This window comes from Glutamicibacter sp. AGC84 (assembly GCF_053543575.1).
This window is the reverse complement of sequence record NZ_JBLVOC010000026.1, coordinates 265,246-288,467: the sequence shown is the minus strand read 5'-3', so window position 1 is coordinate 288,467 and position 23,222 is coordinate 265,246. Positions and strand designations below refer to the sequence as shown.

Here is a 23,222-nt window from a genome sequence, read left to right as displayed (position 1 = left end):
GCCATCCACCACGAAATTGGCTTAGTTCGAGTTGGGCAACCGAACCGGCATCACGAGGTAGCGATACTGGTCCTGGTCATCCTCATCCAGCTTCTTCTGGCCGGTCAGCATGGCCGGCTTGGGCGCACTGGTGAAGGAGAAGCGCACGAAATCGGTATTGAAGGAGTTCAGGCCTTCGGACAAGAAGGTCGGGTTGAAGGCAACGACGATGTCTTCGCCGCGAAGAGACGCAACAATAGCTTCTTCAGCCTGCGCGTCTTCGCCGGTGCCAGCATCCAAGGTCAGCTGGCCATCGGTAAAAGCCATGCGAACTGGGGTATTGCGTTCGGCAACCACCGATACACGACGAACAGCTTCCATCAGCTCGCTGGTGCGAACGGTGGCATGGATTGGGGTGTCGCTTGGGAACAGCGAGCGGATCTTCGGGTATTCGCCATTGATCAGCAGCGAAGTGGTCCGGCGGTTGGAGCTTTCGAAGCCAACCATTTCGCCGTTCTCGCTCATTGCAAGCTTCAGCTCGCCAGAGCTCGAGAGAGTCTTGGCAACTTCGTTGAGGGTCTTGGCTTTGATCAGGAAGGAGGTCGAGATTTCTGCCTGGTTCGGAGTCCAATTGAGCTCACGCAGAGCCAGACGGTAGCGGTCCGTGGCCAAGAATGTGATCAGGTCATTTTCAATTTCAACCTTGATGCCGGTGAGAACTGGCAAGGTGTCGTCCTTGGACGCCGCAACGATAACCTGCGATACAGCTTCGGAGAATGCTTGGCCATCGATAGTGCCGGCGATAGCTGGAAGTTCAGGCAGGGTTGGGTATTCATCAACTGGCATGGTGGCCAGGTGGAATCGTGAACGGCCACAGGTCAGCGAGATCTTCGAGCCTTCGGTCTCCAAGGTGACCGTCGAGTTAGGCAGCGATCGGGTGATCTCAGCCAAGAGCTTGCCGGAAACCAAGATCGAACCCTGCTCAGAAATGTCCGCGGGAATCTCAATATGCGAGGAAATCTCATAGTCGAATCCCTCGAGCCGAACCAGGCCTTCATGGGTGGTGATGAGAATGCCAGCCAAAACAGGTGATGGTGGTCGCTGTGCCAGGGACCGGGCAGTCCAGGATACGGCGTCTGCCAATACATCCTTTTCAACGCTGAACTTCACGAAAAATCCGCCTTTCGGAACCCATAAGTCTTAAGTCAGGCCAAGAAGGTTGTTCCCTCGCCAAGTTCTTAAGCATAGAGCAGGTAATTGCACGTTTTATCCATCTAATCTTGCCACGCCCTGATAGCGCAACGTCTGCTCAATGAACGAAGTGTGGACGATGCAACAAAAAATTGTTCTGCACAGGATTTGGCTCGAGGGTGTGGAGTGGACTCGTTATTTGGATGATTAAGGGTTTAAAGGAGAAGTGTTAATAACCCTTGTGGATACTGTGGATAAGGCCTGTAACCCCAGACCCGCCCACGATTGTGCATGTGAACAATCTGTGGTTGAACATGAGACTCAGTTCCACCATCCTGTTGATACTCAGTTCCATGATTTTTAACGTCCACATGGTTTGCGCACTTATCCGCAGGTCGTCACCAAATCATCCACAGTCTTATCCACACCTGTGATTTCTCGCCGCTAGTGCTCCCGCTGGCTCTGCTTAATCCGGTTGGTTAGCTCGGTGACCTGATTAAAGATCGCTCGGCGCTCGGCCATGAGCTCACGGATCTTACGATCCGCGTGAATCACGGTGGTGTGGTCGCGGCCGCCAAGTTCTGCACCAATCTTCGGCAGCGACATGTCGGTAAGCTCACGCAGCAAGTACATGGCGATCTGGCGCGCGGTGACCAAAGTACGAGTTCGCGACTTGCTGTTCAGCTCATCAATACTCAGTCCGAAGTACTCTGCGGTCTGCTTGATGATGGTCGACGGCGTGATTTCCTGGGCCCCGTCTTCGCTGATCAAGTCCTTGAGCACGGTTTCGGCCAATGCAAGGTCCACGGGCTGGTTATTCAGCGACGCGAAAGCGGTGACACGGATCAAAGCACCTTCGAGTTCCCGGATATTCGTGGAAATACGCGAAGCAATGTACTCCATGACATCACTTGGAGCTGAAAGATTTTCAGCGTCGGCCTTCTTACGCAAAATCGCAATACGCGTCTCCAGCTCTGGTGGCTGAATATCGGTCAGCAGGCCCCACTCGAAGCGCGAACGCATGCGGTCTTCGAATCCCTGCAGCTGCTTGGGAGGCAGATCAGAGGTGATGACAACCTGCTTGTTGTGGTTGTGCAGCGCATTGAAGGTATGGAAGAACTCTTCCTGGGTAGCGTCCTTGTTGGCCAAGAACTGAATGTCGTCAATGAGCAGAATGTCGACATTGCGGTAAGTCTGCTTGAAACTTGCGCCCTCGTCGTCGCGGATCGAGTTGATGAAATCATTGGTGAACTCTTCGGAGTTCACGTAGCGCACGCGGATGCCCTTGTAGAGATGGCGTGCGTAGTGGCCAATGGCATGCAGCAAGTGAGTCTTGCCCAGACCTGAATCACCATAGATGAACAGCGGGTTGTAGGCCTTGGCCGGCGCTTCGGCAACAGCAACGGCTGCGGCGTGGGCAAAGCGGTTCGATGAGCCGATCACGAAGGTGTCGAAAATGTACTTCGGGTTCAGCCGGCCGAACTCCTGCGAATTCGATGGGGGAGTTGGCTGCGGTGCTGGCTGGGGGCGCGGACCAGGAGTCTCAACGACTGCTGGAGCTGACGGCGCGGCGGCTTTGGCTTCAGGCTCATCTTCTTCGAGCTCATCCGAGAGCGAGAGATCAACGCTGACGGCGCAACGGATCTCGTCCTGGAAGACTTCTCGCAGTGCTTCATCCAGCGGCTCGCGCAGCTGAGTCTGCAGAATATCGCGGGTGAGGTCATTGGGTACCGCAACTAAGAGCGTCGTACCGATTAGTCCCTGAGGTTTAGCCAGCGATACGAAGGCACGGTAACGCGCCTTGACGCGATCATCATCCTCGATCTTCCGGATGACTTGGCGCCAAGAGCTACCAATGCTATTGGTTTCGTCGCTGCTCACTAAGGGCGCCCCGCTTCCGTTTAAATGCAATCTTGGTCACAAGAATCCTGTTTCCAGGCTTCTGAAACGTCGTTTTCTGGACCACGTCTGCATTGATTCTATCCATCATCCACACAGTTATGCACAGCTCCGTGGAAAAACCGGGTGTTATTACTGTGGAAAACGGGTTTTCCCTTGAAATCAAGCGTTTTTCGCTGCGAGATGACTAGCTGCTTTGCGGAAAACTGTGAATTTTCTTTCGTTATGCACAGCCTTAATCCACAAGTCTGGGGTAGATTATTCACAGGCCGACTCTCGAAGTAGGGAGCATGGGCAGAACTCGTGCGCCAATTTGACCTTGCGCGCATAGTTTTCTATTGTTATTCAGTCCTATGCGCATCTTTTTGCGACTTGCTCATTTTTGGAAGAGCCCGCGAAAAAAGCGCATTTTATAAAAAGCACGAGCGTCATCCTGTTGTTATCCAGCTAGCTAGTAACGGGTAGTACGCATCATCTAAAACGTTTTGGAGTGTCACCGTGAGCAAGCGGACTTTTCAGCCTAACAACCGTCGTCGTTCGAAGAAGCATGGCTTCCGCCTTCGTATGCGTACCCGTGCAGGTCGTGCCATCCTTTCGGCACGTCGCGGCAAGGGTCGCACCGAGCTGTCCGCATAAATTTGCGAAACAGCTCTTGGCAGCATGACTTCAACGAGCTCAGCTAAAGAGCAACCCGAAGCCGATGTTGCCTAAGAATCAGCGACTGCGCCTAGCGCAAGACCTTACAGCCACTGTACGTTCCGGCGTCCGAAGCGGACGCCGGAACGTCGTGCTATATGCACGGCACCGAGAAACCGAAGAGTTCCTTGGTGACAGGTTTGGATTCATTGTTTCCAAGGCTGTAGGTATTGCCGTTAAAAGGAATCTCACCAAACGACGAATGCGGGAAATCGCCCACGAGCTGCGGCGCGTGGACGGCGACGTCGATTTCGTCTTCCGTGCACTTCCTGGCGCCGCCGAACTCTCTTGGGAAGAACTCAACTCCCAGGTCAATTCAGCCTTCTCCGCTGTTTTGCGCAAGATTGAGGCGCGCTGATGCGTAAGGACTTAGCTCCGCGTACCGGTTTGCTGTGGTTCATCATCGATATCCCACGCAACATCGTTATCGGGCTGCTCAAGACTTACCGAAAACTCATCTCGCCACTATATGGCGATGTATGCCGATACTTTCCTAGCTGTTCTGCCTATGGGCTCGAAGCAGTGACTCAGCACGGCGTTGTCAAAGGCGCCGGATTGACCACTTGGCGGATTCTCCGATGCAATCCGTGGTCCCACGGAGGCGTCGACCACGTTCCTGAGGGACCGAGGATTTGGCCAGAAGGCAAACTGCCGAGGATCATAGTTCTGAATCATCCTGTGATTCCCGACGATGAAGACGCCGCGGAAAGCGGCCGCAAGGAGCTCGACCACTGATGAACAACTTCCTAGACACGATACTGACTCCGTTTACGTACGTAGTCTCGTGGGTTCTGTGGGCATTCCACGAACTGTTCACCGCGATTGGAATGAACGGGGATTCGGGTGTTACCTGGACCTTGTCGATCATCTTCCTCGTGCTGCTGATCCGTACTTTGCTGATCCCAGTGTTCGTCAAGCAGATCAAGTCCCAGCGCGCGATGCAGGCACTGCAGCCTGATCTGCGCAAGCTGCAGGCCAAGTACAAGGGCAAGACCGACCAGATGTCGCGCCAGGCTATGGTTCAGGAGCAGCAGGCGCTGTTCAAGAAGCATAAGACCAACCCGCTGTCTTCCTGCTTGCCCCTGCTCGTGCAGATGCCGTTCTTCTTCGCGCTGTTCCGCGTTCTGAACGAAGCCTCCCGCGCCAGCGATGATGGACGTTCGATCGGCGCTCTGTCCGCTGAGCACATCCGCAGCTTCGACAATTCCTCGATCCTGGGCGCTCCGCTGTCCGAGACCTTCTTGGGCACCATCAATTCCGGTGCCATCAACTGGGCAGTGATCATCGTTGCGGTGGTCATGATCCTTGCAATGACCGCATCGCAGTTCTTCACCCAGCGACAGCTGATGACCAAGAACATGAGCAAGGAGGCCCTCGAGGGCCCGTTCATGCAGCAGCAGAAGATGATGCTGTACATCCTGCCCCTGGTCTTCGGTATCGGTGGTATCAACTTCCCAATCGGTGTGCTGATTTACTGGACCGCTTCGAACCTGTGGACCCTGGGCCAGCAGTTCTGGGTTATCCGCAACAACCCGACCCCTGGTTCGGAAGCAGAGCGCGAACTTAACGCTCGCCGCGCCGCCAAGGGCCTGCCTCCAGTAGGCGTGAAGAAGGAAGACGCTGATGCCGCTGCCGCCGCCGCGGCAGAGCAGCAGGCCAAGGGCCAGCGTGAACAGCCGCAGCGCAAGAACCGTCGAAAGAAGAAGTAGCCATGACTGCAACTGAGAACATCGACGCACCAGAACTGGAAAACCAGATCGAAGACGACCAGGAAGTTCTGGACGAGGGCGACGTCGCCGCCGACTACCTCGAAGAGCTTCTGGACATTGCAGATCTGGACGGCGATATCGACATCGAGATCCGCGGTGGCCGCACCTACATCTCGATCCTTGCCGAGGACGCAGACGCCTCGTTGGAGAGCCTCGTAGGCAAGGATGGAGAAGTCCTCGATGCCCTCCAGGAACTCACCCGGCTGGCAGTGCTCACTGCTACCGGTGAACGTTCGCGCTTGATCCTGGATATTGCCGGCTACCGCGCAGAGCGCGCAGAACTGCTCCGCAAGATCGCTGAAGATGCTATTGCGTCGGTACGCGAAACCGGCGAGAAGACCCACTTGGATCCAATGAGCGCCTACGAGCGCAAGCTCGTGCACGACGTGATCGCCGATGCAGGACTGCACTCGGAATCCGAGGGTGAATCGACCCGACGCCATATCGTTATTTCGGTACTGGACAGCTAAGAACCATCACGCGAGAGCGTGCTGATCGACCTAAGGACCAACGACCATGACTGAGGACCTCAGCCTTACTGCAGAAGAGACCCTGGCTGCCGAGAAGATCTTCGGTGACCGCCTGGATCTTGCCAAGCGCTATGTGGAGCATCTGGCGACCTCGGGCATTGAGCGCGGGCTTCTTGGCCCACGGGAAGTACCCCGTCTGTGGTCCCGTCACGTGCTCAACTGCGCCGTGATCGAAGAGGTCATGGAGAAGGACGCCGAGGTAGCCGACGTAGGCTCCGGTGCTGGCCTTCCAGGGCTCTGCTTGGCAATTGCCCGCGCGGACCTCAAATTGACGCTTATTGAGCCTCTGGAGCGCCGCTGCATCTGGCTCTCCGAGGTTATCGATGATCTGGGTCTGGACAACGTCACCGTGATGCGTGGCCGTGCAGAGCAGATGGTCGACGTCGTCAACGCACGCTATGTCACGGCCCGTGCCGTATCTGCTCTGACCAACTTGGCTGGACTGACTATTCCATTGCTACACGGACAGGGCGAGCTCATCGCCATCAAGGGCCGCTCCGCTGTCGAAGAGATCGCTAAGGCTACCAAGGCGATCCGCAAGCTTGGCGGCAGGGAAACCGAAGTGCTCACTGTGGGCGAAAGCATCCTTGCAGAGCCAACCACGGTGGTTCGCATCAAGGTTGGCTAAGGTTGACGCGATAGTCTGTTAAATAGTTATAGAAGCGAAATGGCTTTCATCCTCATAGTTTTCGAGGATGAAGCCATTTCGCAATCTGCATGACTTGTTTTGAATGTTTCACGTGAAACATTATCGGTGCACGCCATGAGCATTAGGTGCATCAATTCACGAGGAGGAGTTTTACCTTTGTCTAAGACTAAGGATTCATCGGATAGCGCGTTTGATTTCAACGACTCGTCCTCGCCTTTGGCTACTCAGATAGCTAGTGAACATCGTCGTCGCGAAGCTTTGGAGGCCCGCAAGGTGCCAATGCCTGAGAAGACCCGCTATTTCACCATTTCCAACCAGAAGGGTGGCGTAGGCAAGACGACGACCACGGTCAACCTTGCCGCCGCCCTAGCCAAGGGCGGGCTAAACGTCCTGGTCATTGATATCGACCCGCAGGGCAACGCTTCTACCGCGCTGGGCATTGAACACCACGCTGAAGTAGACAGCATTTATGACGTGTTAATCAATGATCTTCCATTGGCTGACGTAGTAGCCACATGCCCAGACTTGCCAACCCTGCAGGTCGCTCCTGCAACCATTCACCTGGCAGGCGCTGAAATCGAGTTGGTTTCATTAGTAGCCCGCGAACAGCGCCTGCAGCGCGCCCTGGATGACTACGCGCGTACCCGCCAGCGCAAGGGGCTGCCTCGCTTGGACTACGTCTTCATCGACTGCCCACCAAGCCTAGGCCTGCTGACCGTTAACGCCTTCGTTGCCGCTCGTGAAGTTCTCATCCCAATCCAGTGCGAGTACTATGCGCTCGAGGGCCTGAGCCAGCTACTGAAGAACATTGAAATGATCCAGAAGCATTTGAACTCCAAGCTGACGGTTTCGACGATACTGCTGACCATGTACGACGGTCGCACGAATTTGGCCGCGCAGGTCGCCAACGAAGTCCGTGAGCACTTCCCAGAGCAGGTGCTCAAGGCCGTCATCCCTCGTTCGGTACGAATCTCTGAAGCGCCGAGCTACCAGCAGACCGTCATTACTTATGATCCAAATTCGACTGGTGCATTGTCGTACTCCGAAGCAGCCGTAGAGATGGCTGAACGAGGCGCTTAAGACCTTATAAATACGTTTCACGCTGGAAAAGATCATCCCCTTAGATTTTCGTTTGTTTTTCCAGATCTATCTGATGCGGATGCGAGATTCGTACGGTGAGAGCCACGGCTGACGCACTGTGCGCATCCCCGGTTCAAAGCCAAAAAACAGTAGACTAGTCTCGGGCTGAAATTTCGGATGAAAGGGCGTGCGAAGAACATGGCAGATAAGAAGCGGGGATTGGGCAGGGGACTGGGTGCCCTTATTTCCAGCTCACCGGCGACGGCGGCTCCTGAGGAAAACCAGAATGTTTCACGTGAAACAGCTCCTGTAGAACCGGCCGCGGAAGCGTCGAAGTCGCGCGCTACACGTCCTGTCGATATGTTCTTCGAACCGGGACGCAAGTCCTCGGCACCTAAGGCGCCAACCACTCCCGCAAAGCCGGCAAAGCGCGCTCGCGCAACTATGCCTGGCTTGAATACAACTCTTGGGGGAAAGAATACCTCTGCACCTCAGGAAGACGCATCAGCTGAGAAACCAGCACCTAAGAAGACCGAGCCGCAACCTGTAAAATCACACTCTCCCGATCTTGTCGAAGTTCCTGGCGCACAGTTCGCTGAACTCGACGTCCAGCTGATTCACCCAAATCGCAAGCAGCCGCGTACCAACTTCGATCAGGAGCACATGGATGAACTCATCCATTCGATCCGCGAAATTGGATTGCTTCAACCTATCGTGGTCCGCCCTTCCCGCGAGAAAGATGACGCTCCGTATGAGCTGGTCATGGGTGAACGCCGTTGGCGCGCGACACAGGCGGCTGGCCTAGCGACTATCCCGGCCATTATCCGCGACACGCATGACACCGATCTGTTGCGCGACGCCTTGCTCGAGAACCTGCATCGCTCACAACTGAATCCACTGGAAGAGGCCGCTGCTTATCAGCAGCTTCTAGAAGAGTTCAATTGCACCCAGGAAGTGCTTTCAGAACGAATCGGACGATCCCGTTCGCAGATTTCCAATACGATTCGCTTGATGAAACTACCTCCACTCGTTCAGCGTCGTGTTGCGGCTGGCGTTCTTTCTGCCGGTCATGCGCGCGCGTTGCTAGGACTGTCGAACAACGAAGTCATCGAGCAGCTGGCTCAGCGAATCATCAATGAGGGCTTGTCCGTGCGCGCGACCGAAGAAGCAGTGGCACTGAGTGACGACAAGCCACGAAAGCCAGCAAAGAAGGCGCGAGAGACCCAGCGCAATGAACGCCTGGACTTCCTGGCAACTTCGCTCGCGGACCGCTTGGACACTAACGTCAAGATTCAGCTTGGCAGCCGCAAGGGCAAAGTCAGCATTGAGTTCGCTTCGGTGGATGATCTGAACCGCATCATGCAGGTTATTGATCCGACTATGAACTCGTAATTTCATGAACTGGCGCATGTTTCACGTGAAACATGCGCCTTTCTTGTATCTAGAGCCTGTGTTTCACGTGAAACAAATACTCCATGCGAGGTTACTGCCAACCAAGTATGAGGGCGGCACATGGAGATGAATCGTTGGTGGGTAGGAAACCGCTGCTGTCCATAAACGGATACTTAGGTGTGCCCGCATAGCTTTCGCATCAAATGGATCATGAACCACAGCAAGCATAAAACTGATTGTTGGCATCCGCCGTTGGCTTATCAAAGAGGGAACGTACATGCCGATGGCATGAGCACGAAGTAGCCACTACGCTGTCCAGAAATGTAGAGAAAGCAGGACACACCGTACCAGGTTCGGGATTGGCACCGCATCGCTGAGCCGAGCCCTTCACCTCGCTTCGTAACCATTCTCCGATGCCTGCTCCTGAGGATCAGCGAGCCATTCAGTTTAGGTCACCGAAATGCCTCCACTTAATGAATTCTACGGAGAACGGGAAGAGGATAGAACGCATGATTCGACCCGCCTGGCTGCGGGAACTACCCCAGCGGATACGGATTTGGGCAGCCAGTATTCTGCTTGGTAGGACATCCGGGGCGATAGGTGCCGCATTTGGTGCACAGTATTCCGGCTACCTTCCAGCGCGAAGGAGAACACAAGGTGCGATCAGTAGAGACACTGAAGGTTTTCGCGGTCTATCCCTGCCTGGCTCTACTCCATCTAATGCGCAGTGGCATGTGTCAGCCATGCTTCTTAGATTGTTCGAGGACTGATGTGCAAGGGAGCCAGGATGCTGTCCGCAACTGAGCACAACTCCGAAAACCTTGGACCGAGAAGCCGTATCGGGCGATTCCAAGGGTACGTTTCATCGTTCTTGTTTAGGGAAGATATGCAACGGCGTTGAGCAAGGACTGCATACAGCATGTTCTGGAACAGCAAGATCAGATAGTCAGGCATACCGTGATGACTCTCTGAGCAGCAAGGTGGGTGTATAGCGACGCCACGAGAGCCGGGAGTCGGGTAGGGGAGAGGAAGGCTCGCACGAAGGCCGTGAAGGGCCAAGGAAGGCCGCTATGGACTTATGGCAGGACCAACCGGGGGCAAGTTCGGAGGGGTGCCAACGCTAACTGAATGCTAACCATTGAACGACTTTTGAATATTCACCCCACCTGATCCATTCAACAGACATTCTGAGGGAAGGATCAATGTGGAACAGTACGCAGAAATCCGTCGACTGCATTGAGCAGAAGGCGTGCCAATAACGGCGATCTCGCGGCGACTTGGCATCGCACGTAACACCGTATGCTCAGCATTGGCAGTCACCGAGTCTGCAAATGACCTGCAGACGAAGCGTGGTTCCATCGCTGACGCTTTCGAACCAGAAACCCGCAGGCTGGTCTGCGAGTCTCCGCGCATGCCGGCGACGGCCATCGACGAACGAATCGAATGAACGAATTCCATCTCCACGTTGAAGAACCGGGTCGCACTGATATGTCCGGAATACACGAACGTGGGCCCTGCGGACCGGTTGGTCCACGAATCAGGGCAAGCGGCGCAAGTGGATCTGTGGTTCCCCAAGCCACGGACACCTGTCGGATCCGACCAGGCTCTGATGCTGCCGGAGCTGATGATGAGGCTGTCGCATTTGAGGGTGTTCAAAGCGCTGACGATTCCTAGTTGGCAATGCCCGGATCTGAGCGTTGGGATGTGGAGCTAGAACGACGATGATGACGCGGTCCTCAAGAGCAGAATCTGGAACCGTGAATCCGCGATTCGGAAGCAAAAGGAAAGACACGGAAGCCAATTCAGTGCTTGCCGAGCCGCTGGCTAGCAGGAGCATTCTGGCTCCACCGAGAGATTCTGAGTTCAAAGAGCAAACCGAATGCAACCAGTTGCTTGAATCCTCTTTCCTTCAGAATCTCAGCAAACAGCTCGACGGGTGTCTACCGAAAGCCAATGTACACCGTTCAGCCCGATCCAGGTCCGGAGCATCGACCGGTCGCCGTAGGCTCTAGGCACAATGATCATCTCGCCTTCGATGCCATCAGTACCGGGCTCAGCCATCGGGCACGATGGAGAAGGACCTATAGCATGAGTCTGGGCCGCAATAATTAATTGGTGCATCCTTCAGACATTGGCCGGATTGTTGATTCCACGGTGACCATGGATAGAGGGTCTGCGGCCAGCCGGTGATGGCTGATCCTCCGCGGTGCTGGACAAGCTGGATATTGGACTTTTCGAGAGCCGCCAATATTGCGGTTCTGAGCCACCCAGTATTCTGTCCGCGCGCGCCGGTGGTTGCGTCTTGCTGATGGATGAGTGGCTTTTGGATCCTCCAGCCGGCGGGTTGCTGAGAATCATCTTCGAGCTCATAGGGCGGCGGTATGACGCTGCATCCACCATTTTCTGTACGCAGTACAAGCAATCGGATTGGCGTTCCCGGCTGGACGCTGGTGCGTTGGCCGACGCGATCATGGATCATGTCGTGCACGATACGATTTGGGTTGAGACCGGTGGGCTCAACATGTGTGAGGTGTACTCTCGGCCGGAGCATTAGCCACGGGGCGTTGATTCGATGGAATCCTCGTTCAGGACTTCCTGCCGGACTGATGATCCGGCAGGTGGCTCTAAGGGAGACTATTGGGTGGATCTGAACCACAATAACGACTGGCCCAGAAGCGCAATATTGGGTGGCTCTCAAACCACCGAATATTCACAAGCACCAGATGATTACCGATCCGGCACATGTGCAGATTACTGCGTTGTGCGTTGAGCAAGATTCGATGCACAACCGTTATTTGGCCACGACCACGGCTGCGTGGTCGCGTCACGCCAGGTATCGGCCGGCAGTAGAATCCCTTGCCTGGACATCCACGACTTTCATGATGGCCAGTAATGCGTTCTTCGAGAGAAACGATTGAGCAGTTGGCGAGAGCCATGAAAATGCCATCAATCTGTCGGACGTGCAAGTAGCATGTTGATCCAGCACACGATGAGGGATGGACTCGTGAACCTGCCGGGCCAGGACGGCGATCATCCCGACAGCTATGCTCGTGACCTGTAGAGGACCGCCATGGGCGGTGAATACTAACTCGCGTATTGCGCTGGGTGTCAAAGCCTGCCGGCAGTGGTATCCAATGCTCTTCGATGAACAGCTCTGGCTGCGCGTAAAGGTTGGTGGCGGCGCATCACGGAGGGAAATCGACTCATGAGTTGCTGCGTCTTATGCAATACAAACTGTTGATCATCGTCAAGGTGGATTACATTCCATTCGGTACTGCGGCCGTTGATGCAGCTGATCGTTATTAACAGAAGTCGGTGCTAACCAGGTCCAATCCGCCGATTGTCCGCTGGGGTGAGGCCAATGGTGACGAGGTTGATGCCTCGGCGAATACTGATTGCTTGGTTCACCCTGAGGAGAGGCTGTCTTCGCCTAACCATCCATATCGGGCGAAGAACCGTCCGGTTTGCTGACCAATGCCGAGCTGGCGTAGGGAGAATTGGACGGTACAGATCCGATTCCGTTTGACGATAAGAAGGCGATTTTCAGTTGGTGTTGCGGGCATGACCGGAACTTCTTATGTCGAATGCGCCATGCCGTGCGATGGGGGAGTGGTACTAGCCCTTCCCGAAGCCATTACGCGCACCCTGAGCCAGGGCACGCTGATGAGAAGCAACGACTCCATTAAGATTCCTGACGCAGGTGTGGGATTGACATTGGTGCGCACCCTTGCCGAACCGACATCCAGATCTCTAGAAATCCGAGTTCGAGCTGTCATGAAATCGTGTCACCGTCTCTCGAATTTCTTGAATCGGCGACTGCGACTGGTGGGGGGCGGAACCGCAACATGAACACTGAGAGCAGCTGCCTTGAAGCAACGTTTCACGTGAAACATTAACCTGACCGCCCTTTGATTGTCCTGAATTCAACGATGCGCTTGGTGTTTCACGTGAAACAACCAGAACGACCTGAAAGCACATGCAGGGTTGACGTTGCACAGAATGGAGCGGCCACGCACGACCTGGGCACCCCGCCCCCGAGATGAATAGCTAATGATGCTATACCCACTACCCGCAGGCTGACAGCCTTTGCTGAGATGAGGCATAAGAAGCTTGCTGAATACATGCGTAGGCCTGTACGAGCGCCGGAGAGGACCTGTCTGGCCGGTGCCTACGTGAGAGGACAGTGATCAGCCTGCGGCTTGCGGCGCGGACATGAGGAAGTTCGTTCCAGCGCCAAAAACCCGGCGAGCACGCACGGCGTGCAGGAAAGTAAGAGCGTCGCGAGATGCCGAGGGATAACTTGACCCTTGGTCCCATACGCGCGGAAGGTGAAGCCTGGATACGATCGTCCAACCACTTCAACGCCAGCAGCTGACAGGAGGAAATGACGCCAAGGCCCTAGGGAGGGGTCGAGCAACAGATGGCCAGAAAGCCTTAGGAGTGACTTATGAGGCTGCAGAAGCGCGTCCTAGGCGGATGTATGGGTCTCCGGGAGCCCTGTCGGGCATGAGCGGCCCGGTAGCGCTCCAGATCCCGCTCATGAGCAAGGTGAGCGAAGGGAAATCCAGAAGGATCACAACCTTCAATCCAAGAGAGTAGGAGGATTAGCGGTGAAATAGGTTCACTAGAGTCTCCGCAAACCCGGCTCAACCCGCTCCTGCTTTTGTCCCGGTTCGAAGGAACTATTCACTAGAAAAAAGCCCCAAGGTAAATAGCGCGGGAATTCGGACCAAGCTGTCCATGCACCAGCCGCGCAATAGGTAGGCATGATGCCGTGGAGTGCGAAGCCCCAGGTGCCGAAGCCCGTAGTAGTGATCAACCTAAATTTCTCAGGGTTGGAGAACTGGGCGAAGACCTCCATTAATTGAAAGGCAAGAGAACCTGAAGGAGGGAAGCGTGTGAATGAAAGAACTTATATGTGGGGTTAGTACTGGCCCTCGGGGAAACCGACTTCCCGAAAGATAGGTAGCGCGCTGTTCAGAGTTAGTTGATTGCACTAGGACCTAGTGCAGAATTGCAATGACCTGATCAGAGAGAAACCCCTCCGATCACTAGCAGATTGGAGATTCAGGCCTTCTCTTCGCGAGTCGACAGTAGGGCAGCGAGCATGAGTCTAAGGCCTTTGTCCCTGATGCAGGTTCTACCGGCAAGCTTCGCCCCGATGGGTATGAACAGCTATTCAGCGATGATGTGGCTCGTTCGCTCCACGGCAATCGACCTCAGATTCATTCAATCTTCGACAGGTCGCACCTCATCATTACCCAGCGGCCCATGTGACCGTTGCGCAGTGGGTGATGACGTATCGGCACGAAACATGGTTTGGGCCGCAGCAACTGACTTACGACAACAACTCACAAGCCGAAAGATTCTGTTCTGCTTACTGCGTGCCAGTTTAGCCAGAGAACGTCCTCAGGAACTCGTTGCTGAACCGTTCGGACTTTGGAGGAGATAGCATCATGGATTCTGACGATTGACGGCGAAACAGTAGGCTCAGTGAGCAACCAGTGGATACGCGGAAGGGGAGTGCTCCGCTAATTCCCTGGAACTCCGTTAGCCCTGGCAGTTCTCACTGCGCGTTGAACCCTCCCAATAATCAAGACCAAGAGATGCTGTTCCAGCTAAAGACGCCCATGAAAACTGAGTGTCGCGGCGACACGGGGATGCGGCAGTCGGCATGGCCTGGATTATCCATGGACAGAATTTGACGCAATTTCGACCGGAAGCGGATAGTCCCATGAGGAATTGGTTTTGGCTGCCTCTCAGAAAGCACATCCAATCAGCTAGCATGTGCGGCGTATCCGGATGCGTTTCCGCGGCCCTTCACAGTGCAGTCTGGAATTGTGGGCCGAAGTTGAAGGGCTAGAAATACGGCGATTGCGGATCGCTGAATTTTGCATAGGACATCAAGATTCAGAATTCGGGAACCTGTCTAGGTGGCCAGAGAAACGATCAAATGCGAACCCGAACTTGCCGGGTCCATTGCTGAGCATGAAATGCGCATCTTGGCTGACGGGTGCCAAAGAACTGTGCAAAGCGTCATAGAGCAGAGCCAGAATAATAAAAACAAATATTTTACCTTGGATATTCGCAACAGCATGTCAAAAGGGCCTTCAGATGAAGAACCGGCTCAACCTGAGCTGGGGTAAGGCTCGGAAACGGCCAGAAAACGAAAGCAAGTGAACTTCTCGCGGCGCCACGGTTAAATAAGAAGTGGGGACCAACCTTGCGGTTGATCCCCACTTCAATCATGTTCTTGGCTTACAGGTATTCTGCGAAGTCCTTTTCGATGACAGCCTTCGGCTTGGCACCGATGGAAGTAGCGACATGCTCGCCGCCCTTGAAGACGTATACGGCTGGGATGCTGGTGATGCCGTACTTCGCGGCAATTGCCTGGTTCTCATCGACGTTGACCTTCACGACGTCGACCTTCGCAGCGTGCTCTTCTGCGATCTGATCCAGGATTGGACCGAGCTGGCGGCAAGGGCCGCACCATTCAGCCCAGAAATCGACGATCACTGGCTTGTCGGCATCCAGGACATCGGCCTGGAAGGTTGCTTCAGTTACTGCTTTTGCGTTGCTCATGAGAGACAACCCCTTTCTGAGAAAACTATTAGGCGGTAGCGAGGGTTTCGGAAACGTTGGCCAGGTAGTGCTCCACGTCCTGGGCCGCGGCGCAGCCCGAGCCGGCCGCGGTAATGGCCTGGCGGTAGGTGGAATCGATGACGTCGCCGGCGGCGAAGACACCTGGCAGCGAGGTCTTGGATGTGCGGCCTTCAACGGCGATGGTGCCCTCGGAAGTCAGCTGCAGCTGGTCCTTGACCAGATCCACGCGTGGGTCGTTGCCGATGGCCACGAAGATACCGGTGACATCCACGGTGGATTCTTCGCCGCTGGTGCGGTTCTTCACGACCAAGCCTTCGACCTTATCGGCACCGTTGATGCCGATGACTTCGGAGTCCCAGATGAATTCGATCTTCTCGTGGGCCAGGGCGCGGTCGGCCATGATCTTCGAAGCGCGCAGCTCGTTGCGGCGGTGCACGACGATGACCTTGGAGGCGAACTTGGTCAGGAACAGCGCTTCTTCCATGGCGGAGTCGCCACCGCCGATCACGGCGATTCTCTGGTCGCGGAAGAAGAACCCGTCGCAAGTGGCGCACCAGGAGACGCCATGGCCAGAGAGGCGCTTTTCGTCCTGCAGGCCCAGCTCGCGGTAGGCGGAGCCGGTGGAGACGATGACAGCACGAGCACGGTAGATGGTGCCGTCAGCCAGGGACAGCGTCTTGATTTCGCCTTCGAGGTTCATTTCGGTGACGTCGTCGAAGAGGATCTCGGCGCCGAAGCGTTCGGCTTGCTTCTGCATGTTGTCCATCAGGTCTGGGCCCATGATGCCCTCGGGGAAGCCTGGGAAGTTCTCCACGTCGGTGGTGTTCATCAGTTCGCCGCCGGCAGTGACTGAGCCGGCGATGACTAGTGGGTTCAGATTCGCACGGGCGGTGTAAACCGCGGCGGTGTAACCGGCCGGACCGGAGCCGACAATGATGACGTCGCGGATTTCGTCGTTCTGTGCTGAAGTCACGGGGGTAGAACCCTTTCGTTCTAATAATGCGAGGTGGATAGCAAGGTCTAACCTCACTATCCACCTCAACGCATTGCTTTCGTAAAAAATTCCGCTTCTATTACTTGGCGGAGAATTCACCGATCTGGAGACCGAATGGACGTGAATCATTGCCGCCGGATGCCTTGCGAGGCAGGTCGGTGATGTCCAGGAACACGTGGGTTCCTTCCATGTAGTCCTTGTCGTCGTCCTTGGCAGTTACCGAAACCGAAGGACCGGAGAATGAACCCTTGGCTACCGACTTGGCATCGCCCAGGTCTTCGGATTCGCCGACGAGGATTTCGTAGTTGCCGCCGGTGCCGTTCAGGCCCTCGAGATTGACCTCGGAGATCTTGGACTGCTCGTCCAGTTCCAGGATGAAGACCATGTTGGAAGCGAAGCCGCCAAAATCAGCGGTGGTGTACGAGTACGTTGAGTAGGTGCTCGAGGCGTTGCCGTCGATCATCTGGCCCAGCTTGCCATCGGTTTCGGAGTTCAGCTGCTGATTGCCGGGAACCAGGCGGGATACGTCGTCGATCTTCGGAGCAGGCAAGGCGTCCTCGGTTGAGTCCTTTTCCTTCTCGGTCTCGGATGGCTTTTCCGGGGACTCCACGGCAGTTGGCTGCTCGCCATCGGCGGTGGTGTTCTTGTCCCCACCAAGGAAGTTAAAAGCGAACACGACTGCAACAATCAGCACGATGAGCAAGACGGCGCCAACCAGCAGGCGAGTTCCCTTGGAACCGCCTTCTTCCTCTTCCTCTTCGCCGACCTGGGGGTCCTGGGCAGAAGCATTCTTGGCAGCTGCGGGGAAGGTCGAGGCTTTCGGGGCAGCGGCAGCGGCGGCACCCGCAGCGGCGCCTGCGCCGGCTACGGCTCCAGCTGCTGCAGCCTTCTTCTTTGCCGGCTTCTCATCTTCCTCGGCAGGCTTCTGGGTAGGCTTGGCCGGCGTCTTGCCCTTGGACTGCGCAGCGGCAGCCAGAGCCGCAGTTGCGGTGACATTAGGCTCGTCTTCGTCTTCCAGGCGGGAGACCTTCGGCTTGTCTTCGGCCGCTGGCTTTTCAGCTGGCGCAACCGGGGTAGCCATGGTGGCGGGAACCTGCTCATTAGGCGCAGTCTGGTCGAACTGTTCTTCTTCAGGCTGTTCCTGGTTCTTCTTGCCGAACCGGTTCTTCAGTCCTGCGAAGCCACCAGCCAAGGCGGAACCGATCTTGCCCTGCTGCTCTGGTTCGTCTTCGTACTGCAGCTGGTCGTAGTACTCGTTGTCGTCTTCGTAGGTCTCAGGGACGGCCTGGCGGGACTCGCCGAAGATCTCGGTGCCCAGGGTGTCGGTGAAGAACGGCTCAACATATGGAGCGTCGTCGGTTTCCAATACCAGGTCCAGCAGGTCCGAGGAACGCGCGGTGTTGGCGACGAGGTAGGTCTGGTTGGCATCGGTGATGCCCAGATCCAGCACCTGAACGTTCGAAGCGCGCTCGCCCATGGCGATTTCGCGTGCGCTCGTTGCCAGCTGCGATGAATTCTCCACGGAAGCCACCATGATGCTGACCGAGCGGTTCAGTACCTGGTCTACGCCACCGAGTACCAAGTCTCCTTCAGCTGATGAAAGGACACTCTCGGTTACTTGGTAGCGACCGCTGAGGACAGAGCCGACATCGATTGGCTGCGACACGTGCATCTCCAAGGGGTTGATTTTGGTTCGGTGGCGGTCCACGGACCACCACCTGCCATGTTACCGGTCAGATCAAGCTATTTGGTGCCTATTTGCCCAGAATCACTAGCAAGTTTCAGCGGACCATCAGCGATTGAGTCCCGGGATTCTGCGAAGGATCGGACCCAGGAACGACTGGAGCTCCGGGACCTTGGTTTTGTACAGCAAGCCAATGAAGACGATGCCCATCACCAGCGCGACAATAGCCACCGAAACCAGGGCGCTGAATACGGAGTCGTAGGCGAATCCGAAGTTGAATCCACCCAGCAGCCAGAGCGCGATGCATCCAATGATGGAGGAGAGCGTAGCCATCCAACCGACTCGAATGTAGGTGTCGATGACAGAGGAAACACCGTAGTTGCCGTAGCGGCGCTTGATCAGATAGTGGGTGCCGACGCAGGTCAGCACGTTGGTCAAGCCGTAGATGAAGGCAATGGCGGCGGCGATATGCAGCGGATCGACCACGGCGGCAGCGGCGAACGCCAAGATCAATCCGAGCCCGGCGGTGGCCGACTGGATCAGCATCGGGGTGCGGGTATCTTCCTCTGCGTAGAAGACACGCAGCATGAAGAACTGCAAGGACTTGAACGGCAGCCCAAGCGCGGTGAGCACCAGCAGCTGCCCGAGAGCGCCCGCGGCCTGCGCAGCATTCTCGGAGTTGCCGGCAAAGAGCCTGCCTAGCGGTCCGGCCAGCACGATGAAGACCAGCGTGCAGAACACGATAGGGATTGCGGTGGAGCGCATGCCCTGATTGAGCAGCTTGCCAACATCCTTGCGGCGGTTCTCGGTGAAAGCCCGGGCGAAGTCGTTGAACAGCACGGTGGCGACGGTCAGCGCGAACAGGGAGTGCGGCAGCACGGTGATCAACTGCGAGGTGTTCAACGCGTACTCGCCGGCTACCGAGGCGGCCTGTTCGGGAGGCAGCTGCGCTCGAGCCGCGGTAGCTCCGGACACGATCTTGGAGTACACCAGCGAGGAGAGATTGCCGATCACCATGGCCGCCAGGGTCCAGATCGCCAGCTTGCCCACGTGGCGCAGTCCCATGCCGCGCCATTGGAAGTCCAGTGTCAGTTTCAGCCCGGTCTTCTTCAGTGGCCAGAACAGCGCCACCGACTGCAATACGATACCCAAGGTGGCACCGCCAGCCAGCCACATGGTCTTGACCCCGCTCCAATCCTGCATCGGGTCGCCCGAAGAGTAGGCGCCGAAAGTCAGGATGAAAGCGCCAATGACGATCAGCTGGATGATGTTGTTGACCGCAGGAGCCCACATGAATGCGGCAAAGCGGCCATTCGCGTTCAGCACCTGGCCCAGCACTGCGTAGAGCCCATAGAAGAAGATCTGCGGCAGCGACCAGTAGGCAAAGGCCGTTCCCAACGCGATCATCGGCTCGGTCCAGTTATTGGTGAGCACTGTGATCAATGGCCTAGCGCAGAGCGTGAGGATCAGCGTCAGGATACCCATGCCCACGACGGTCAGCGTCACCAATTTCGACGTGTACGCGGCGCCGCGGTCCTTCGCCTTGGAGGCCTTGATCAGCTGCGGGATCAGCACGACGTTGAAAATGCCGCCGGCCAGCAGCATGTAGATGATAGTCGGGATGATATTGGCTTTTTCAAAGATGTCCGCCACGGAAGTGACCGAACCAATGGCCATCGCCAGCAAGGCCGTGCGCACGAAGCCCAGCAAGCGGGAGACCATCGTGCCGGAGGCCATCAGGGCATAGATCCTGGAGCGCGAGCCAGCAGGCTGAGCTGCCTGCTGCGGGGGAGGTCCGGCGACTACGTCCATGGCTCCGGTGTGTAGCTGATCGGAGCCCGCAGATGGATTAGGAACCTGAGACATGCTTTGTAAGGACCTCGCGTGCCAGATCAGCGATCCGGCGCTCATTAGGGAAGGACAGGCGCTTGCCCAGGGAACCGATGGGGACCCAGGCAACATCGACGGCTTCATGATCGGGATCATTCTCGATCGTCAGATGCCCGCCGGTAGCTTCCAGCAGGAAATGGTGCACGGTCTTGTGCACACGGTAATTCGTCACGGTGAACCAGTAGTCGACCGAACCCAGCGGGGCGAGGATGCGTCCGGCAATGCCGGTCTCTTCCTCGATTTCGCGGATAGCCGCTTCCTCATTGGTTTCCACGCCCTCCGGGTGGCCCTTGGGCAGGCACCATTCCAGCCGTCCGCCACGGTTGTACCGGGCAATGATGGCCACTGGGAAGGTGGGGTCGTTGAAGTCGATCACGATGCCGCCGGAAGAGACTTCTTCCACGGTCGGCAGGCTCGTGTGACCGCCAGTTGCCTGCGCGCGAGCCATTGACGCAGTCAATGGGGTGCGCTTTGGGGCAGACGGGATCGGTCGGTTCATGGAACCACTCTATCGAGAAAGTACCGTTCGCCGCCTGATCGACGTGGACAAGTAAGTTATCTCGCAGGCAAATCCGTCGGAATTTCAAGCATTCTTCCGGGATTTCTGGCACGCTTAAGTAACTATGCATGCACTTCCCTCGCCTGACGCACTGCGTCAAATCCTGCCCTCGGTTATTTTCGACTTGGCCGACCGTTTTGTTCGGGCGGGCCATGAATTGTCGCTGGTAGGAGGGCCGGTTCGGGATCTGTACTTGGGACGCGTATCCCCGGACCTCGATTTCACCACCAGCGCACGCCCGGAAGAAACCATCAAGGTGATTTCCGGCTGGGCCGATAACGTCTGGGATGTGGGACGCGAGTTTGGAACTATTGCCTTCAAGAAGGGCGAACACACGCTAGAGGTCACGACCTACCGCGCCGATGCCTATGACAAGGAGTCGCGCAAGCCGATCGTTGCCTTCGGTGATAACCTGCACGACGATCTCTTCCGTCGGGACTTCACCATGAACTCCATGGCTCTGCGCTTGCCGCAGCTCGAGCTGGTGGATCCTTTCGACGGCGTAAGCTCGCTGGAAGACGGGTCCATCCGCACCCCTGGTGCACCTGATATCTCCTTCTCCGACGATCCGCTGCGCATGATGCGCGCTGCCCGTTTTGCTTCGCAGCTGAAGATCGAAGTCAGTCCAGAGGTGCGCGAAGCCATGAGCGGAATGACCGATCGGATCGACATCATTTCCTCCGAGCGGGTTCGCGATGAACTGGTCAAGCTGATCAACGGTGCAGACCCGCGCGCGGGAATCGACCTTCTGGTGGAAACTGGCCTGGCCGATAAGGTACTGCCCGAAGTCTCGGCACTTCGTCTGGAAATTGACGAGCACCACCGGCACAAGGATGTCTACCAGCATTCGCTGACCGTGCTGGAACAAGCCATGGCGTTGGAAACCGATGAAGCGGGACCTGTTCCCGGCCCGAACTTCGTGTTGCGCTTCGCGGCGCTGATGCACGACATCGGAAAGCCGGCGACCCGCAAATTTGAACCAAGCGGAGCAGTATCCTTCCGCCACCATGACATGGTGGGTTCGAAGCTCGTCAAGGCGCGCATGCGCGCCCTGCGTTTCGACAAGGACACCACCAAGTCCGTAGCCCGACTGGTCGAGTTGCACATGCGCTTCTATGGCTACGGCGAGGCGGGCTGGACTGACTCGGCGGTGCGCCGTTACGTCACCGATGCTGGAGACCTGCTCGAGCATCTGCACCGCCTGACCCGTTCGGATGTCACCACCCGCAATCGCAAGAAGGCCGACCGCCTGGCTTTTGCCTACGACGACCTCGAGGCGCGCATCGCGCAGATCGCCGAGCAAGAAGAACTCCAGTCAATCCGCCCGGATCTCGACGGCGAGCAGATCATGCACCTGTTGGGAATCAAGCCGAGCAAGGTCGTTGGCCGCGCATACAAGTTCCTCTTGGAACTGCGTTTGGACGAAGGCCCGCTGGGCGCGGAAATCGCCACTGAGCGCTTGCGCGCCTGGTGGAAAGAACAGCCTGAAGCCCAGGAATCGGCTACCGAGGGGTAACCTCTGACCTGAGCACCAAGGGAAAAGCACCTGAAATCCGCATGGATTCGGGTGCTTTTGCCGTCCCCGGGAAAGTGCTTAAAGTTTCTGCGCAAATTTGTAGCGCATCGGGGTTAATCCATGTATGCTGAATACTGTGATTGGGAAGTCTCAATGAGACTTGCGGATCGAGAAAACTTTTCAAAGAGGCCCCATGGCATCCATGGCCGGCCGAGAGCAGATTTTAGGAGGTGGCGAAATGATTAATACCAATTGGTACACAGAGACTCATCGTGGAGCGCGATTTATTGGCGGCTCTCCCATGTCTCGTCTGTGCAAGCTCATTTCCCCAACCTCCGGACAAGCGGATTCCTAACTCACGGTAAATCCCGCATAAGTTCCTGAGGTTGCAGGTCAGTAATCGACTCTCACCCTTAGGAACTTTTTTCATGCCTAGTCCACTGTTCTCCTCATCCGCTCAACGGGCAGTTCGCACCTCGGAATTAATCTTCGCAGGACCAGAAAGCCTGAAAGCTCGCGCCATTTCAACTACGCGCCAAGATCTTCCCTCCCCTTCTACTTTGACCGAAGGGAGGGACAGCAAATGAAAAAGCGTCAAGACAAGCGCAAGTTCACCAACCTTGATAGCACCGAGTTCAACCGCCGCATGCGTCAGCGTGAGCTGAAGAACCACGTGCCACCAGAAATGTACCTTCGAATTCGCTAAGGCCGGCAACGCCATTACCGTTGCCCGCTAACAAGAATCCGAGGTACCCATGATGAACTCGCAAGGCATCGCCAAGAGGCGCGCC

The 23,222-nt window shown here is 56.3% G+C and carries 19 protein-coding genes; 12 read left to right on the top strand and 7 right to left on the bottom strand.

Going from position 1 to position 23,222, the window contains the following annotated elements:
* Positions 1 to 21: 21 nt before the first annotated feature.
* Positions 22 to 1,149 carry a DNA polymerase III subunit beta gene (gene dnaN / locus ACNPN0_RS15970; RefSeq protein WP_105658692.1) on the bottom strand — a complete coding sequence of 376 codons (1,128 nt, stop codon included), beginning with the start codon at positions 1,147 to 1,149 and terminating at the stop codon, positions 22 to 24.
* Positions 1,150 to 1,614: 465 nt separating this feature from the next.
* A complete protein-coding gene (dnaA, locus tag ACNPN0_RS15965) occupies positions 1,615 to 3,051 on the bottom strand; it encodes a chromosomal replication initiator protein DnaA (protein WP_105658693.1) in 1,437 nt (478 codons plus the stop codon).
* A 516-nt stretch (positions 3,052 to 3,567) separates the two neighbouring features.
* On the opposite strand from dnaA, the gene rpmH reads away from it, so the two are divergent.
* The 10 genes from rpmH to ACNPN0_RS15915 all read left to right on the top strand — a co-directional run bounded on the left by rpmH (position 3,568) and on the right by ACNPN0_RS15915 (position 15,331).
* The gene (gene rpmH / locus ACNPN0_RS15960) at positions 3,568 to 3,705 is read left to right on the top strand and encodes a 50S ribosomal protein L34 (RefSeq protein WP_075972541.1); all 138 of its coding nucleotides are present in this window, start codon (positions 3,568 to 3,570) and stop codon (positions 3,703 to 3,705) included.
* Between the two features lie 64 nt (positions 3,706 to 3,769).
* The gene (gene rnpA, locus ACNPN0_RS15955; RefSeq protein ID WP_105658694.1) at positions 3,770 to 4,123 is read left to right on the top strand and encodes a ribonuclease P protein component; all 354 of its coding nucleotides are present in this window, start codon (positions 3,770 to 3,772) and stop codon (positions 4,121 to 4,123) included.
* Complete coding sequence (yidD, locus tag ACNPN0_RS15950; protein ID WP_105662201.1) at positions 4,123 to 4,500, top strand: membrane protein insertion efficiency factor YidD; 378 nt, start codon at positions 4,123 to 4,125, stop codon at positions 4,498 to 4,500. The genes rnpA and yidD overlap by 1 nt, the downstream gene beginning before the upstream one ends.
* Positions 4,500 to 5,474, top strand: a complete 975-nt coding sequence (gene yidC, locus ACNPN0_RS15945; protein ID WP_105658696.1) for a membrane protein insertase YidC — start codon at positions 4,500 to 4,502, stop codon at positions 5,472 to 5,474. Before yidD ends, yidC begins: the two co-directional genes overlap by 1 nt.
* 2 nt (positions 5,475 to 5,476) lie before the next feature.
* Positions 5,477 to 6,004 (top strand): Jag family protein, encoded by a 528-nt coding sequence (locus tag ACNPN0_RS15940; RefSeq protein WP_133833763.1) that lies wholly within the window; start codon positions 5,477 to 5,479, stop codon positions 6,002 to 6,004.
* Positions 6,005 to 6,050: 46 nt separating this feature from the next.
* On the top strand, positions 6,051 to 6,692 hold the full coding sequence (gene rsmG / locus ACNPN0_RS15935) for a 16S rRNA (guanine(527)-N(7))-methyltransferase RsmG (protein ID WP_105662203.1): 642 nt from the start codon (positions 6,051 to 6,053) through the stop codon (positions 6,690 to 6,692).
* A gap of 177 nt (positions 6,693 to 6,869) precedes the next feature.
* Positions 6,870 to 7,793, top strand: coding sequence for a ParA family protein (locus ACNPN0_RS15930; protein ID WP_105658699.1), 924 nt, complete (start codon positions 6,870 to 6,872; stop codon positions 7,791 to 7,793).
* 198 nt (positions 7,794 to 7,991) lie between these two features.
* Positions 7,992 to 9,185: a ParB/RepB/Spo0J family partition protein gene (locus tag ACNPN0_RS15925; protein WP_448938127.1), complete on the top strand. Its 1,194-nt coding sequence runs from the start codon at positions 7,992 to 7,994 to the stop codon at positions 9,183 to 9,185.
* A gap of 2,206 nt (positions 9,186 to 11,391) precedes the next feature.
* Positions 11,392 to 11,739, top strand: a complete 348-nt coding sequence (locus tag ACNPN0_RS15920; protein ID WP_448938128.1) for an ATP-binding protein — start codon at positions 11,392 to 11,394, stop codon at positions 11,737 to 11,739.
* Positions 11,740 to 15,118: 3,379 nt separating this feature from the next.
* A complete protein-coding gene (locus tag ACNPN0_RS15915; RefSeq protein ID WP_133833767.1) occupies positions 15,119 to 15,331 on the top strand; it encodes a hypothetical protein in 213 nt (70 codons plus the stop codon).
* A 112-nt stretch (positions 15,332 to 15,443) separates the two neighbouring features.
* On the opposite strand, the gene trxA is transcribed toward ACNPN0_RS15915, so the two are convergent.
* The 5 genes from trxA to ACNPN0_RS15890 all read right to left on the bottom strand — a co-directional run bounded on the left by trxA (position 15,444) and on the right by ACNPN0_RS15890 (position 20,855).
* Complete coding sequence (gene trxA, locus ACNPN0_RS15910; RefSeq protein ID WP_105656613.1) at positions 15,444 to 15,767, bottom strand: thioredoxin; 324 nt, start codon at positions 15,765 to 15,767, stop codon at positions 15,444 to 15,446.
* A gap of 28 nt (positions 15,768 to 15,795) precedes the next feature.
* Positions 15,796 to 16,761, bottom strand: coding sequence for a thioredoxin-disulfide reductase (gene trxB, locus ACNPN0_RS15905; RefSeq protein ID WP_105656612.1), 966 nt, complete (start codon positions 16,759 to 16,761; stop codon positions 15,796 to 15,798).
* Positions 16,762 to 16,861: 100 nt separating this feature from the next.
* Positions 16,862 to 18,448, bottom strand: coding sequence for a hypothetical protein (locus ACNPN0_RS15900; RefSeq protein WP_400341840.1), 1,587 nt, complete (start codon positions 18,446 to 18,448; stop codon positions 16,862 to 16,864).
* A 126-nt stretch (positions 18,449 to 18,574) separates the two neighbouring features.
* Positions 18,575 to 20,278 carry a murein biosynthesis integral membrane protein MurJ gene (murJ, locus tag ACNPN0_RS15895; RefSeq protein ID WP_448938129.1) on the bottom strand — a complete coding sequence of 568 codons (1,704 nt, stop codon included), beginning with the start codon at positions 20,276 to 20,278 and terminating at the stop codon, positions 18,575 to 18,577.
* Between the two features lie 37 nt (positions 20,279 to 20,315).
* The gene (locus ACNPN0_RS15890; RefSeq protein ID WP_105656609.1) at positions 20,316 to 20,855 is read right to left on the bottom strand and encodes an NUDIX domain-containing protein; all 540 of its coding nucleotides are present in this window, start codon (positions 20,853 to 20,855) and stop codon (positions 20,316 to 20,318) included.
* 124 nt (positions 20,856 to 20,979) lie between these two features.
* Here ACNPN0_RS15890 and ACNPN0_RS15885 point away from each other — a divergent pair, with 124 nt between their 5' ends.
* Both ACNPN0_RS15885 and ACNPN0_RS15880 read left to right on the top strand, forming a co-directional pair.
* Positions 20,980 to 22,431 carry a CCA tRNA nucleotidyltransferase gene (locus tag ACNPN0_RS15885; protein ID WP_448938130.1) on the top strand — a complete coding sequence of 484 codons (1,452 nt, stop codon included), beginning with the start codon at positions 20,980 to 20,982 and terminating at the stop codon, positions 22,429 to 22,431.
* A gap of 583 nt (positions 22,432 to 23,014) precedes the next feature.
* Positions 23,015 to 23,137 carry a hypothetical protein gene (locus ACNPN0_RS15880; RefSeq protein ID WP_255209577.1) on the top strand — a complete coding sequence of 41 codons (123 nt, stop codon included), beginning with the start codon at positions 23,015 to 23,017 and terminating at the stop codon, positions 23,135 to 23,137.
* The last annotated feature ends 85 nt before the right edge of the window (positions 23,138 to 23,222 follow it).